Genomic DNA, 13845 nt, shown 5'->3' with positions numbered 1-13845 from the left:
CCCCACATCCTTTTCCACTTAATAGTTATTTGGGGACCTTAGCTGGTGGTCTGGGCTGTTTCCCTTTCGACTATGGATCTTATCACTCACAGTCTGACTCCCGGATATGAATGAATGGCATTCGGAGTTTATCTGAATTCGGTAACCCGAGATGGGCCCCTAGTCCAAACAGTGCTCTACCTCCATCATTCTCAATTCCGAGGCTAGCCCTAAAGCTATTTCGGAGAGAACCAGCTATCTCCAAGTTCGTTTGGAATTTCTCCGCTACCCACACCTCATCCCCGCACTTTTCAACGTACGTGGGTTCGGTCCTCCAGTGCGTTTTACCGCACCTTCAACCTGGACATGGGTAGATCACATGGTTTCGGGTCTACGACAACATACTCATTCGCCCTATTCAGACTCGCTTTCGCTACGGCTCCGTCTCTTCAACTTAACCTCGCATGCTATCGTAACTCGCCGGTTCATTCTACAAAAGGCACGCTATCACCCATTAACGGGCTCTAACTTGTTGTAGGCACACGGTTTCAGGATCTATTTCACTCCCCTTCCGGGGTGCTTTTCACCTTTCCCTCACGGTACTGGTTCACTATCGGTCACTAGGGAGTATTTAGCCTTGGGAGATGGTCCTCCCGGATTCCGACGGAATTCCTCGTGTTCCGCCGTACTCAGGATCCTCCTAGGTGTTATCCAAATTTCGCCTACGGGGTTTTTACCCTCTTTGACATACTTTTCCAAGTATTTCGACTATCTGAATAGACTACCATATCGGAGTCCTACAACCCCAACAAGCAAGCTTGTTGGTTTGGGCTTTTCCCGTTTCGCTCGCCGCTACTCAGGGAATCGAATTTTCTTTCTCTTCCTGCAGGTACTTAGATGTTTCAGTTCTCTGCGTCTACCTCGACTGCGCTATGTATTCACGCAGACGTAACATCCTATAAAAGATGCTGGGTTTCCCCATTCGGAAATCTCTGGATCATAGCTTACTTACAGCTCCCCAAAGCATATCGGTGTTAGTCCCGTCCTTCATCGGCTCCTAGTGCCAAGGCATCCACCGTGCGCCCTTATTCACTTAACCTTTGACCTTACGGTCGGTTTTGAGTACTTCTTCTAGCGATAGAAGGTTGCTCAAGAAAATAAGCGTTGAACTTATTAAAAAACTCTTTTAACATTTCAACTCGGTGTGTGTTACTTGTTTTGATTTTTTTCTTCGATATCCAGTTTTCAATGAACAAATTTTGTTTGAGAGTAAACCTCTCAAAACTGAACAAAGGCAAACGATGTGTAGTCTTCCGAAATATTCCTTAGAAAGGAGGTGATCCAGCCGCACCTTCCGATACGGCTACCTTGTTACGACTTCACCCCAATCATCTATCCCACCTTAGGCGGCTGGCTCCAAAAAGGTTACCTCACCGACTTCGGGTGTTACAAACTCTCGTGGTGTGACGGGCGGTGTGTACAAGGCCCGGGAACGTATTCACCGCGGCGTGCTGATCCGCGATTACTAGCGATTCCGGCTTCATGTAGGCGAGTTGCAGCCTACAATCCGAACTGAGAGAAGCTTTAAGAGATTAGCTTAGCCTCGCGACTTCGCAACTCGTTGTACTTCCCATTGTAGCACGTGTGTAGCCCAGGTCATAAGGGGCATGATGATTTGACGTCATCCCCACCTTCCTCCGGTTTGTCACCGGCAGTCTCGCTAGAGTGCCCAACTAAATGATGGCAACTAACAATAAGGGTTGCGCTCGTTGCGGGACTTAACCCAACATCTCACGACACGAGCTGACGACAACCATGCACCACCTGTCACTTTGCCCCCGAAGGGGAAGCTCTATCTCTAGAGTGGTCAAAGGATGTCAAGACCTGGTAAGGTTCTTCGCGTTGCTTCGAATTAAACCACATGCTCCACCGCTTGTGCGGGCCCCCGTCAATTCCTTTGAGTTTCAACCTTGCGGTCGTACTCCCCAGGCGGAGTGCTTAATGCGTTTGCTGCAGCACTGAAGGGCGGAAACCCTCCAACACTTAGCACTCATCGTTTACGGCGTGGACTACCAGGGTATCTAATCCTGTTCGCTCCCCACGCTTTCGAGCCTCAGCGTCAGTTACAGACCAGAGAGCCGCCTTCGCCACTGGTGTTCCTCCATATATCTACGCATTTCACCGCTACACATGGAATTCCACTCTCCTCTTCTGCACTCAAGTCTCCCAGTTTCCAATGACCCTCCCCGGTTGAGCCGGGGGCTTTCACATCAGACTTAAGAAACCGCCTGCGCTCGCTTTACGCCCAATAAATCCGGACAACGCTTGCCACCTACGTATTACCGCGGCTGCTGGCACGTAGTTAGCCGTGGCTTTCTGGTTAGATACCGTCAAGGGATGAACGTTCTACTCTCATCCTTGTTCTTCTCTAACAACAGAGTTTTACGATCCGAAAACCTTCTTCACTCACGCGGCGTTGCTCGGTCAGACTTTCGTCCATTGCCGAAGATTCCCTACTGCTGCCTCCCGTAGGAGTCTGGGCCGTGTCTCAGTCCCAGTGTGGCCGATCACCCTCTCAGGTCGGCTATGCATCGTTGCCTTGGTGAGCCGTTACCTCACCAACTAGCTAATGCACCGCGGGTCCATCCATCAGTGACGCAAAAGCGCCTTTCAACTTTCTTCCATGCGGAAAATAGTGTTATACGGTATTAGCACCTGTTTCCAAGTGTTATCCCCTTCTGATGGGCAGGTTACCCACGTGTTACTCACCCGTTCGCCACTCTTTTTCTTTCGATGGAGCAAGCTCCGGTGAAAGAAAAAGCGTTCGACTTGCATGTATTAGGCACGCCGCCAGCGTTCGTCCTGAGCCAGGATCAAACTCTCATAATGATTTGTTTGAATGACCATACGGTCATTAAGCTCATAAAAATTAACTTTGCTAGCTATTGCTTGCATGTATTTGTTTCAATAAATTGAAACGTCCTACACATTGGTTCGTTTGCTTGCTTTGTTCAGTTTTCAAAGGTCTACAGTGCTGTGTTAGCAACTTTTATATCATATCAGAGCGACAATTGATTGTCAACTCTTTTTTAAAAGTTTTTTTTCGCTCGTTGTTTTTCAACTTCGCAGCGGCTGTCTCAGCGACTTCATTAGAATAACAAATGATTTGTTATTTGTCAACAACTTTTTTAATTAATTTTGTTGATGTATCAACATCGATTAACTATTTTATTATTGCGACTTCGTTATAATATCATCTGTTTCATTTTTGGTCAAGCATTTTTTGAAGTTTTTTCAAACGCTCTTTTGACCCGCTGACTCAATTGCCAACGTTGACTAATTTACCATTCTTCTTGACTTAGGTCAAGGAAATATTTCATTTTATTTACAAAAAGTTTTCAATAAAAAAAGACCGTTGTAACGGTCTTCAGTCTTTTCGCTAGTATTCAGGTGCTAAAAGAACGGAACGCCTTCGATCTTATAGTCTTCAATGATCTTACGAAAGATATTGGGCTCTTCCCACGCATACCCCTCTGGCAGCTGTTGCGTTTGTCCTGCTTCTTGTGTTTCAAAAACAAATAAAGGAATATTTTGCGTATCAATATTTCCGTTTGTGAGTTCAACGAGTTCGATCGCTGTCACATCAAGGTGAATACGGTCTTTAAACAATTGTAAGATCGTAGCCAAGCCGGTTTTATCTTCAGAAAAATCCGTTGACGCTAATTCCGCAGTGCCTTCGTGTATTTGCATCAAAAATCGTTTCGAACCATTTGTTAAGTGCATCATAACTGTACCCGCTACTTTTTTGGATCCCAAAATACCCACCTCAGTTATTCATCTGTTTGTAAACTAATTTTAGCACATTTTCAGAAAATATGCACGATTATCTGTTGCTGTTTTCTTTTTCTAACATTTCTTTAGCTTCTTTCACCCACACTGGTAAAGCTTCTCCAATCGTACGGAAACCGATCCGCTTATTCTTATTTGTAAAGTAGCGTTTACGCTTAAAGGGTGGCTGAACAAAACTTGATTCCAATGTACGGCGGGACAAACTGATCTTTTGGCTGTATTCGTCAATATCAATGATTTGTACACGGATTTTTTGGCCGATCTGTAAGACTTCATGGATATTTTTAGTAAACCCGGATTGGATCTCTGAAACATGGATCAAGCCTTGCGTTTCTTTATCTAACGAAACAAATGCACCATAGGGTTGAATCCCAGTGACTGTTCCTTCTATAATGTTCCCGATTTGATAATTCATAGTCTTTCCTCTCTTTTCCACTTTCATTATACTTGAACTAGTGGTAGATTTGAAGCATCAGAAACAACGTTACACAATATAGGAGGGAAACGCATGATCAATTTTGACAAAGTTCATCCGCGCTTAAATACCAATAGCGTCAAATGGGATACAATTGCAAAAACCTATAAGGAAGAAAACTTATTGCCGCTTTGGGTAGCCGACATGGATTTTCTGGCACCAGAACCAGTGAAAAAAGCGTTAGAAAAAGCAGTTGCCCAAGGGATCTATGGGTACTCCACCATCCCTGATTCGCTGCTTGAATCCATCATCGATTGGCAGCAAAGACGTCATGGTTATACCATCAATAAAGAAGCGATCCTTTTTAATAGCGGTGTCGTTCCTAGTATTGCACTAGCGATCCAAAGTTACACCCAAGAAGGAGATGCCGTATTGATCCACGATCCGGTTTACCATCCCTTTGCCCATGTTGTCAAAAACAATCAGCGTACCTTAATTCAAGAACCCTTATTGGAAAAAGATGGACGCTTCGTCATCGATTTTGATGCGATGGAACGAACGATCATCGAAAAGAAGGTAAAATTGTTTCTTCTATGTAATCCGCATAATCCTGGTGGCCGGGTATGGTCCAAAGAAGAACTACTGGCGATCGGCCGTATTTGTCAAAAACATCAAGTGATCGTTGTCAGTGATGAGATTCATCAAGACATCGTTTTTGCGCCAAATCACTTTGTTTCTTTCCAAACAGTTGAGCCAAACTTTGCCGATTTTTCAATCATCTTGACTTCAGCAACCAAGACCTTTAATTTAGCTGGGATCAAAAATTCGATGGTATTCATCAAAGATAAAACCTTGCGCAGCCAATTTGCAAAAACACAGGAGCGTAACGTTCAAGGGGAGATCAATACGTTTGGATTGATCGCTACTGAAGCAGCGTATCGTGAATCTGAAGAATGGTTAGAAGAACTATTGTCCTACTTAGAGGCAAATCGCACCTTTGTCTGTGACTTTTTGACTGACCAACTGCCAACCGTGTCGTTTCAAAAGCCTGAAGGAACTTACTTGATCTGGCTAGATTTTTCTGCCTATGGCCTAACGGACAATCAGCTACATAGAAAACTGATCAAAGAAGCCAGCGTCGTGTTGAATCAAGGAAGTATCTTTGGTCCCCACGGGAGTCACCATATGCGGCTAAACTTTGCCTGCCCTAAAGAGCTATTAGAAAAAGCACTCAATCAAATCGCCGCCGCGTTTAAAGACCAACCGATCGATTAACGCTTACGTGTAAAAAAAGAACCCTAAAGCTGCCATTTCAACGGTCTCCTGAGGATGACCGTTGAAACTGCTTTGGGTTCTTTTGTTTTATTCGCTGATTTCGATCGTTTCGATCACTACATCATGCACTGGACGATCTTGTGGTCCCCGTTGCACGCCAGCGATTTCATCAACAACTGACATTCCTTCGATCACATGACCGAAGACTGTGTGACGGAAATCTAACCAAGGAGTACCACCTGCTTGATAGGCTTCGATGATTTCAGCTGGATAACCAGCACCTTCTAATTGACCTAACATGTTGCTAGGAACATTTTGATTGTTGACGATGAAAAACTGACTGCCGTTAGTATTCGGACCAGCGTTTGCCATGGATAAAGCGCCACGAAGATTGAACAATTCTTTTGAAAATTCATCTTCAAAGCTGCCGCCATAGATGCTTTCGCCGCCCATTCCTGTACCAGTTGGGTCACCGCCTTGAATCATAAAATCAGGAATGACACGGTGGAAGATGATCCCATCGTAATACCCTTTTTTCGCTAATTCAACGAAGTTTTTCACTGTTTTTGGTGCCAATTCTGGGAACAATTGTACAACTACATCCCCACGATTGGTTTTGATGACTGCTTTATGGCCAGTTTGTTTTTCTAATGCTAACTGTGGAAATTTAGACACATTAACTCCTCCTTCTCTCTCATAAATCCATGATAGCAGAAAATTGAAAAAATGCTAGTTTGGATAATTTTTGCTATAATGAAGCTATTCGTACAACACGAACATGCTTCACCCCAACGTGCTTAGAAAAGAGGAATAACATGGATATTTTTGATATAACGATTATCGGCGCCGGACCTAGCGGGATGTTTTCTGCCTTCTATGCCGGTATGCGTAACGCCAAAACCAAGATCATCGACAGCTTGCCGCAATTAGGCGGTCAGCTTGCTACTTTATACCCAGAAAAATACATCTACGATATCCCAGGTTATCCGAAAATCAAAGCGGGCGATCTTGTCCAAAACCTGGAAAAACAGTTGACGACCTTCAATCACCAATATTGTTTAGAAGAAACCGTCTTGTCGGTCGAAAAACAAGAAGACTATATCGAAGTCACTACCGACAAAGGAATCCATTACTCGAAAGCCGTGATTTTGGCTTTAGGAAACGGCTCCTTCCAGCCGCGCAAACTGACTTTGCCAGAAAGCGAGCGGTTTGAAGGATACGGCTTAGACTATTTTGTCACCGATTTGATGAAGTATGCCGGACGCAAAGTAGCGATCGCCGGTGGCGGCGATTCTGCCATCGATTGGGCATTGATGCTGGAGCCGATCGCTAGTGAAGTCTACTTGATCCATCGCCGTCCTGAATTTCGTGCTCATGAACATAGCGTCAGCAAATTACAAGCTTCTGCCGTCAACATTCTGACTCCTTATGTGATTCAAGAGCTCCAAGGAGAGCAACGTTTGACTGGTGTCTCGTTGCAGCAAGTCAAGGGTGATGAAACGGTCAGCCTTTCATTGGATGCTTTGATCGTCAATTACGGTTTTTCTTCCACATTGAACATCAAGGATTGGGGCATGAAAAGCAGCCGCCAAGGAGTCTTCGTCTCTTCAGATATGAGCACGTCTGTTCCTGGGATCTATGGCTGTGGGGATGTCGTTTTATACGATGGAAAAGTCGACCTGATCGCTACTGGTTTCGGGGAAGCCCCAACTGCGGTGAACAATGCACTCCATTACATTGATCCCAAAACGCGGACGCAACCCGCCCACAGTACGAGTCTTTTTAAGGAGTAGCTGAGATGAAACAAGTTGGTCTTGCCACCTATCTCCCTTTACAGGGGAAGACCCTCACTGAGCAAATGGTTCAGTATCTGGAAGCCTTCGATCATGCCGAAACGGCGGTCCACAATCTAGCCGTTGCCCAAGAAGCCAAAGGATTGGCAGAACGGTTTCAAGTCAACGCGGACAAAGCTTACTCAGCAGGACTGCTGCACGATGTCAGCGTCGTCATCCCTAATGACCAGCGAATCGCCTTGCAGATAGCGGTAGGCGAACCGATCTTAGACGCGGAGCGGCAAGCACCTTTTTTGCTGCATCAGCAGCAATCCGCTTTGTTGGCAAAAACGGTTTTTCAGGTGTCTGACCCAGAGATTCTGTCCGCCATCAGCTGTCATACCACCTTAAAGGCCCAATATAGTCGTCTCGATCTGATCGTTTTTTTAGCCGACAAAATCAAATGGGATCGCAAAGATCAAGCACCTTTCTTAACCGGTTTATTAGAGCGCCTCGATGATTCCTTGGAATCTGCCGCTGGCTATTATATGGACTGGCTCTTTGCCGGTGACTTAGTGGTCCCCCATCCTTGGGCAGTGGCAGCCAAAGCAAAATTAGCAAACACCTAAATGTCAGAAGGGACTAAACCCAAACGGCATGGGCTGCAACTGGAATAGGGCACAACTTATGATTGCAATCCATCAGTCGCATGTTGACTTTTGAATAAACTATTTTTACATGGAGGGGAACTATATGGTATTAGAAAGCAAAACACTTGAAGACAAAGCAAGAGAATTGTTGGCCGACCGCGGTGTCTCACTGCAAGACATCGGCGAATTGGTGATGTTCTTGCAAAAAGATTACATTGAAGGCATCACGTTGGAGATGTGTATCGAAAGCGTCAACGCTGTCTTAAGCAAGCGGGAAGTCCACAACACGATTTTGACGGGTGTCCAATTGGATATTTTGGCAGAAGAAAATCAACTGCTGCATCCACTGCAAGAAATCGTCAAAGAAGACGAAGGGCTTTATGGGATCGATGAGATCCTCGCACTATCCATCGTCAATGTGTACGGCTCCATCGGTTTTACTAACTACGGATACATTGATAAAGTCAAACCGGGCATTTTGAAAGAACTGAATAAGCACGACGGTCCCCGCGTTCACACCTTTTTAGATGATATCGTAGGTGCCATTGCCGCTTCTGCCGCAAGTCGCTTAGCCCATCAACACCCAAGTAAATCTCATTACATTACGCAATAAAAAAAGACCGACGATCCGCCTTCTTCAAAGGAAGTGGATCGTTGGTTTTTTTTTCATTACGCTGTTTTTTTCAAGCCTCGTTTGCCCCACCAATAGAAAGCAAAAAAGAAGACTTCAATCAAGACAAAAAAGAGAATAAAGCAATGCATGAAAAACGTTTCTGGCAATACGTTGATGATCGGATCGGTGGCTGGATTAAATAGCCAATCATCGTTACTGAAGAAAATCTCATGGAACGTAACGAAAAAGCGATCAAAGCCGACTGCCATCAAAAACCCGAAAATCAGCGGCAATATCATCCCCCATTGAAAAGGACGAATCAAGCGCCATTGCTGTTGGTTTTGTCGTAGCCGATTGACGAACCAGATACTCGGCAGCAACGTGACGATCATCACAGCATAATTTAATAGAAACAACTGTTTTACATCGTAGAAATGACCAGCCCCCGCTTCAGACATTGGAAAATCTGGCAAGGCGAGCGTACTTGCAAAGGGATTGTTTAGAAAATCTAACAATAAGCCATAGTTCTTCAACAACTCTTCTCTTGTTAGCGAGGTATAATCCAGCAGATTTAAGTGATCGACATCAAACCAATATAACGGTCGAAAATTGATCGTTAGGGTGATCGCTAGACTGACCAAAAACAAAAACAAGCAGACAAATCCTAAGCGTTCAAGCCACACTTGTTTTTTCATTGTTCAAAATCCCACTCATCTAAAGAATCAACCACATAGGTTGGTGCTACCGGTAATGTCGGAACCGCCGCTTTCGGGGTAAAGCCAGATAATACGAGCAAAGAATCGATCCCGTTTTGGATCCCCGAGCGAATATCGGTTTCGTAATTGTCCCCCACCATCAAGACCTCTTCTTTTGATAAGCCGATGTGTGCCACCGCTTTTTCCATAATGATGGCTTCTGGCTTGCCAATAAAAATTGGTTGCGTTTGGGTGGCAGTCTCCACCATTGCAATCAGTGAACCCGCACCTGGCAACAAGCCTCTTTCCGTCGGGATATTTTTGTCTGGATTGGTCCCGATAAAGGTAGCTCCTTTTTGGATCGCTAACGTTGCTAAAACAAATTTTTCATACGTCACGTGGTTGTCTAAACCAACCACGACATAATCCGGATTGGTTTCTTCCCACTCAAATCCAGCAGCTAAGATCAAATCGATCAACCCCGCTTCGCCGATCACAAACACTTTGCGGCCTTTGCCATGGTCTTTCATAAAATCGATCGTTGCCAAGCTTGCGGTATAGATCGTTTCTGGTGCCACGTGAATCGAAAATTCATCCGCCAATCGCTGTGCCACGACTTCGGGACTGCGGGTCGTATTGTTGGTCACAAATAAATAGGGCAGTCCTTTTTCTTGTAAGGATTCTACGAAGCGTTTCCCAGCAGGGATCGGCTCTTTTCCTAAATAAATCGTGCCGTCTAGATCAATCAAATAGCCTTTATATTTCATCTTATTCTTCCCTTTGTCGAATCGTAAACTCTTTTTTGCCTTTTTTCACCGTAGTTGTTTCGGTTTTTTTGACGTTTTTTTCTTTTGGTTTACGATTTTTGATCGTTGGTTTGCTTTTCTTCTGCGGAATTGCTTCACGCTTTTCTTCTATATGTGCGTTTTGTTGTGTAGTTTGATTTTGATTCGTTTGAGCTGGCTTTTTCTTACGTCTTCGGGAGGTACTTTTTTCTTTCTTGCCGCCAACCCTCTGGATCACGAAATAGGCACAACCGAAGTTGCAATACTCATACAAATAGTCTTCCAGCATGTCAATACGCTGATCGGGTAATGCTTTGCGGTTATCCTTTTCAAAAAAGCCTTTCAAGCGTAGCTGTTCATAACCCCAATCACCTACGATATAATCATAGCGTGCCAAAACTTCACTGTAACGCTCACCAAGTTTTTCAGGATCGAAGCCTTCACGATAATCCATGACCAATTTGTATTGTCGATTGCCAATCATTAATTCTTCATCATTCAACAAAGTCACCAACTCGCCTTTTTGCGGTTGTTTCGCTGGTTCTTCAATAATTTCTTCTAGTACAGATGTCATTTCATCTGTGATCGTTTGTTTTTCGGTCATTTTTTCACCACCTGCTGTTTATTATACCTTGTTTTATTCCTCAATGATAGTCGCGGTTTTCCTCAAAAAACCACTGGAGGGGTACCAACTACTGAATAGGGTATTTCTGACTCAAGTAATCACCGACCACCGTCCGAATAAAGTCTGGAAAAAGAAACTCAACTGTTCCAGCAATCTCGATCGTCGGGAAAAACGGAATAAACAAGTAGTGATCCACAAGAGTCAACGTGTAGCTTTGAGCAGGATCGACGGGCTCTTGTTTCCACAATACTTGGTGGTTTTTTTCATCAAAGCGAATGCCTTCATAAACCAGTTCGCCAAAAATCTTCCCTCGAAAGCCCATTCCCATAATTGGGAAATTGCGCAAAAAGTTGCGATTTTTTTCCATTTCTAAGACCAGTCGAATGACATCTGCGCCTTGCAGCGTCACCCGAATCAAATGCATCGGATGGGGTAAAATCGTGTGCAGTTGATCTTGATCGACCCGTCCTTGCGGCAAATCATCTAAAAATAGCCCCGTATTTAAGATGGCGGCATCCGTCTGTCCTTTGGCACATAATGCCAAAAGTGCCTCCCGAACCAAGGAATGTTGACTTTGCCAATCCCTCGTAAACGCTGCTGGAATTTCTGCCACCTGATTTGCCCGCAACAAGCGATGACCGATCGATAGATATTCGACGATCTCTTCCTCATCTTGCGGAAAAGCCACCAGCGAATCAGTCGGAATCACACGTGCACGATGCTTGATCGGGCGGTGGTGTTCATCTAAGACCACTTCGACTTCGCCAATGTTAAAACCAAACTTGCCAGCTGCGCCAATTTGAACCCCATTGATGACTTCGCCCTTTTCAAACAAATGGTGCGTGTGGGAACCTAAAATAACATCTAGTTCTGGAAAGTCCCTCGCAATCTGGCGGTCAGCATTGATGCCTAGATGGCTCATCAAGACCAGCAGATCGACCTCGGGGCGCAAATGCTGCACCAGTGAAGGCAAAATCTCCAAGGGTTCGCGAATGTCCCAACCGTTGGGGGCATATGTCAGCGGAAACGGTGCTGTAAAAGCGATCAGACCGATTTTGGCTCCTTGATTGCTTTCCATGATTTTGTATTCTTGTGCCCATTTGGGTGGACGTAAATCCTGTTTATCAAATAAATTGCCTAAAATGACAGGAAATTCTGCTTGGTCATATAAATGCTGCAAGACCTCTTTGGGATTGCCGACCCCTTCATTGTTCCCAATCGTCACCGCATCATAATGCCCTTGATTCATCAAGTCGACATTCGCCTTGCCGTCAGTTGCTTCTGTCAAAGGATGCCAGCGATCGACAAAGTCGCCTAAGTCGACCGCGATCACTGTCTCTTCGGTCGTATCCGCTTCTCGTTTTCTTTGATCCAAATAACGCCGCATCTTCGGCCAATGTTCTAGGTGGGAATGCAGATCGTTGGTATGGATAATCGTAATTTTTTCCATTGTGCGCCTCTTTTCAAATACGTCGCCTGAAATCACTATCCGTTTCTCTTGGCATCAAGGGTTGCCAGTAGAAAGACGACGGAATTCTCTACAAAATAAGCATAGCATAAAATCTCTGGGAAACCATTGGAATGCTTGGAAAAGAATGGTGACTTTTTGTAAAAAAGAAACAGTTACAGTGACAGTTGTTCAAAAGAAAAAATCACTTTTCTGACTGTAAAAAGGAAAGTGATTTTTTCTGGTTATTTGGGGGAATTGCAACCGATAACACGGCGGCGGCAATTTGTTGAAGCGAAAATAAAGAGTTCTTGAAACGACGATTCTATCGAATATCGAGAGCAGGTATTCCATGTTTCAGTTCGTCAGAACTACTGATTCTTTGAGAGTACAAAAATCGCCAACGGAAAAGTTATCAGAGTAAGGTTCTAAACAGGAATAAAGCCTTTGTATCAAAAATACAACTTACCCCTCTGAGAGCTGCTATCGATTGCCTAGATTTAAAGCAGAATACAATTAGAACAGCCCTTGGTGTCACAAAGACTTTCAGACAATAAAAAAACCTAAGACAGTCTGTCTCAGGTTTGAATGATCATCGATTCAATTAGTACTACTGCTTTCTTCAAAACAAGCAGTTTTTCAATCAGACACATGGAGAATCCTGCTTAGTGCTGCTTCCTTCCGGATCTGACACGCTTCACAAGACCTCCATTGTCCTAGCCTTTCGGCAAAACTTAGTATAACGTATTTCGTTAGAGATTGCCAGCCTTTTTTTGTTTTTTCTTTTCTCGTAATGCTCGGAAAAAATCTGTTAGCAGCTGGCCGCATGCTTCTTCTAAAATGCCGCCTTCCACATAGGACCAATGGTTGAAGCGCTCATCTTCCAATAAATTCATCAATGTACCAGCAGTGCCGCCTTTGGGATCGTAGGCACCAAAATACACTTCTTCCACCCGTGCCAATAACATCGCCCCACTGCACATCGGGCATGGTTCCAAGGTCACAAACAGCTGCGCTTGTTCTAAGCGCCAACTTCCGACAGTGCGACAGGCTTCCTCGATCGCAAACATCTCCGCATGCGCTGCGGCTTGTTGCTGCGTTTCTCGTAGATTGTGCCCACGACCAATGATTTTGCCATCCAAGACGACGACAGCACCGATCGGTACTTCTGCCACACCTTCTGCTTTTCGGGCTTCTTTGATTGCTTCTTCCATAAAGAACGCTTTTTCCTCGGCAGTCAAGGTACTTGTTTTTTCCACGACTTCACTTTCACTCCTCTACCTCGCACCATTTCGTGCATTTCCTTGTTAGTATAACGAAAAACGCTTAGAAAGACGAGAAAAACTCGCAAAGACCGATGTCCCTGCGAGTTTCAAATGGAATGATTGGCTTAAAAGACGGAATCAACAAAGCTCGTCAACTTGTCTTTGACATGTTCTGTCGAATCTTTGATGTTGTCTCCGTAAACAGAGATTTTGTTGCGACCCTCATTGACTTTTTTCATCACACCTAACAACGAATCCAATTCATTGTCAGACAAGCCGTCTACGACATCCAACAATTTTTCATTGCCGTTGAATTTGTCATCGACAAATTTCTTTACTTTGTGTCGGTTGCAAGCGAAGCGTACTTTATTGAATACTTTGTCTGATACAACGACGGCAGTAGTGATCCCAGCGATCGCTGCAATGCTTAATCCAATCGTTACTTTTGATGATGTTTTCATATCGATCAGCTCCC

General features: G+C 44.5%; 13 protein-coding genes, 2 rRNA genes and 1 other RNA gene (1 of these 16 cut by a window edge). 4 read left to right on the top strand and 12 right to left on the bottom strand.

Translation table 11 applies throughout. The features are described from left to right. From CXM95_RS03365 to CXM95_RS03350, 4 genes are all read right to left on the bottom strand, one after another. A 23S ribosomal RNA gene (locus CXM95_RS03365) occupies nt 1-1078 on the bottom strand (it extends 1837 nt beyond the left edge of the window). Between the two features lie 230 nt (nt 1079-1308). Beyond that, a 16S ribosomal RNA gene (locus CXM95_RS03360) occupies nt 1309-2868 on the bottom strand. Together the 16S and 23S rRNA genes form the textbook arrangement of a ribosomal RNA operon. Nucleotides 2869-3432: 564 nt before the next feature. Further along, nucleotides 3433-3795, bottom strand: coding sequence for a hypothetical protein (locus CXM95_RS03355; RefSeq protein WP_008378091.1), 363 nt, complete (start codon nt 3793-3795; stop codon nt 3433-3435). A 67-nt stretch (nt 3796-3862) separates the two neighbouring features. Continuing rightward, nucleotides 3863-4243 (bottom strand): CvfD/Ygs/GSP13 family RNA-binding post-transcriptional regulator, encoded by a 381-nt coding sequence (locus tag CXM95_RS03350; protein WP_005231980.1) that lies wholly within the window; start codon nt 4241-4243, stop codon nt 3863-3865. Between the two features lie 93 nt (nt 4244-4336). On the opposite strand from CXM95_RS03350, the gene CXM95_RS03345 reads away from it, so the two are divergent. After that, nucleotides 4337-5518: a MalY/PatB family protein gene (locus CXM95_RS03345; protein ID WP_086299139.1), complete on the top strand. Its 1182-nt coding sequence runs from the start codon at nt 4337-4339 to the stop codon at nt 5516-5518. A gap of 87 nt (nt 5519-5605) precedes the next feature. Here CXM95_RS03345 and CXM95_RS03340 read toward each other — a convergent pair whose 3' ends face one another. Then, nucleotides 5606-6193, bottom strand: a complete 588-nt coding sequence (locus tag CXM95_RS03340; RefSeq protein ID WP_086299138.1) for a peptidylprolyl isomerase — start codon at nt 6191-6193, stop codon at nt 5606-5608. 140 nt (nt 6194-6333) lie between these two features. Here CXM95_RS03340 and CXM95_RS03335 point away from each other — a divergent pair, with 140 nt between their 5' ends. From CXM95_RS03335 to CXM95_RS03325, 3 genes are all read left to right on the top strand, one after another. Beyond that, on the top strand, nt 6334-7311 hold the full coding sequence (locus CXM95_RS03335) for an NAD(P)/FAD-dependent oxidoreductase (protein ID WP_008378083.1): 978 nt from the start codon (nt 6334-6336) through the stop codon (nt 7309-7311). A 5-nt stretch (nt 7312-7316) separates the two neighbouring features. Continuing rightward, entirely contained in the window at nt 7317-7919 is a 603-nt protein-coding gene (yqeK, locus tag CXM95_RS03330; RefSeq protein ID WP_086299137.1) for a bis(5'-nucleosyl)-tetraphosphatase (symmetrical) YqeK, read from the top strand. Between the two features lie 124 nt (nt 7920-8043). Continuing rightward, nucleotides 8044-8553 carry a phosphatidylglycerophosphatase A family protein gene (locus CXM95_RS03325; protein ID WP_005227653.1) on the top strand — a complete coding sequence of 170 codons (510 nt, stop codon included), beginning with the start codon at nt 8044-8046 and terminating at the stop codon, nt 8551-8553. 56 nt (nt 8554-8609) lie between these two features. Here CXM95_RS03325 and CXM95_RS03320 read toward each other — a convergent pair whose 3' ends face one another. The 7 genes from CXM95_RS03320 to CXM95_RS03290 form a co-directional block, all read right to left on the bottom strand. Continuing rightward, complete coding sequence (locus tag CXM95_RS03320; protein WP_008378077.1) at nt 8610-9248, bottom strand: TIGR01906 family membrane protein; 639 nt, start codon at nt 9246-9248, stop codon at nt 8610-8612. Beyond that, on the bottom strand, nt 9245-10015 hold the full coding sequence (locus CXM95_RS03315) for a TIGR01457 family HAD-type hydrolase (RefSeq protein ID WP_061053784.1): 771 nt from the start codon (nt 10013-10015) through the stop codon (nt 9245-9247). The genes CXM95_RS03320 and CXM95_RS03315 overlap by 4 nt, the downstream gene beginning before the upstream one ends. Nucleotide 10016: 1 nt before the next feature. Further along, nucleotides 10017-10637 (bottom strand): YutD family protein, encoded by a 621-nt coding sequence (locus tag CXM95_RS03310; protein WP_005231988.1) that lies wholly within the window; start codon nt 10635-10637, stop codon nt 10017-10019. An 88-nt stretch (nt 10638-10725) separates the two neighbouring features. Next, nucleotides 10726-12108 (bottom strand): bifunctional metallophosphatase/5'-nucleotidase, encoded by a 1383-nt coding sequence (locus CXM95_RS03305; RefSeq protein WP_086299136.1) that lies wholly within the window; start codon nt 12106-12108, stop codon nt 10726-10728. 633 nt (nt 12109-12741) lie between these two features. Beyond that, nucleotides 12742-12828: signal recognition particle sRNA small type (ffs, locus tag CXM95_RS03300), an RNA gene on the bottom strand. Nucleotides 12829-12857: 29 nt separating this feature from the next. Further along, nucleotides 12858-13364 carry a tRNA adenosine(34) deaminase TadA gene (gene tadA / locus CXM95_RS03295; protein ID WP_005231990.1) on the bottom strand — a complete coding sequence of 169 codons (507 nt, stop codon included), beginning with the start codon at nt 13362-13364 and terminating at the stop codon, nt 12858-12860. A gap of 131 nt (nt 13365-13495) precedes the next feature. Beyond that, complete coding sequence (locus CXM95_RS03290; RefSeq protein WP_005227636.1) at nt 13496-13831, bottom strand: hypothetical protein; 336 nt, start codon at nt 13829-13831, stop codon at nt 13496-13498. Nucleotides 13832-13845 lie beyond the last annotated feature (14 nt).

This window comes from Enterococcus sp. CR-Ec1, assembly GCF_002850555.1.
Lineage (GTDB): Bacteria > Bacillota > Bacilli > Lactobacillales > Enterococcaceae > Enterococcus_D > Enterococcus_D entomosocium.
Note: the sequence above shows the minus strand (reverse complement) of the source record. Positions and strands in the feature narration are given on the sequence as shown.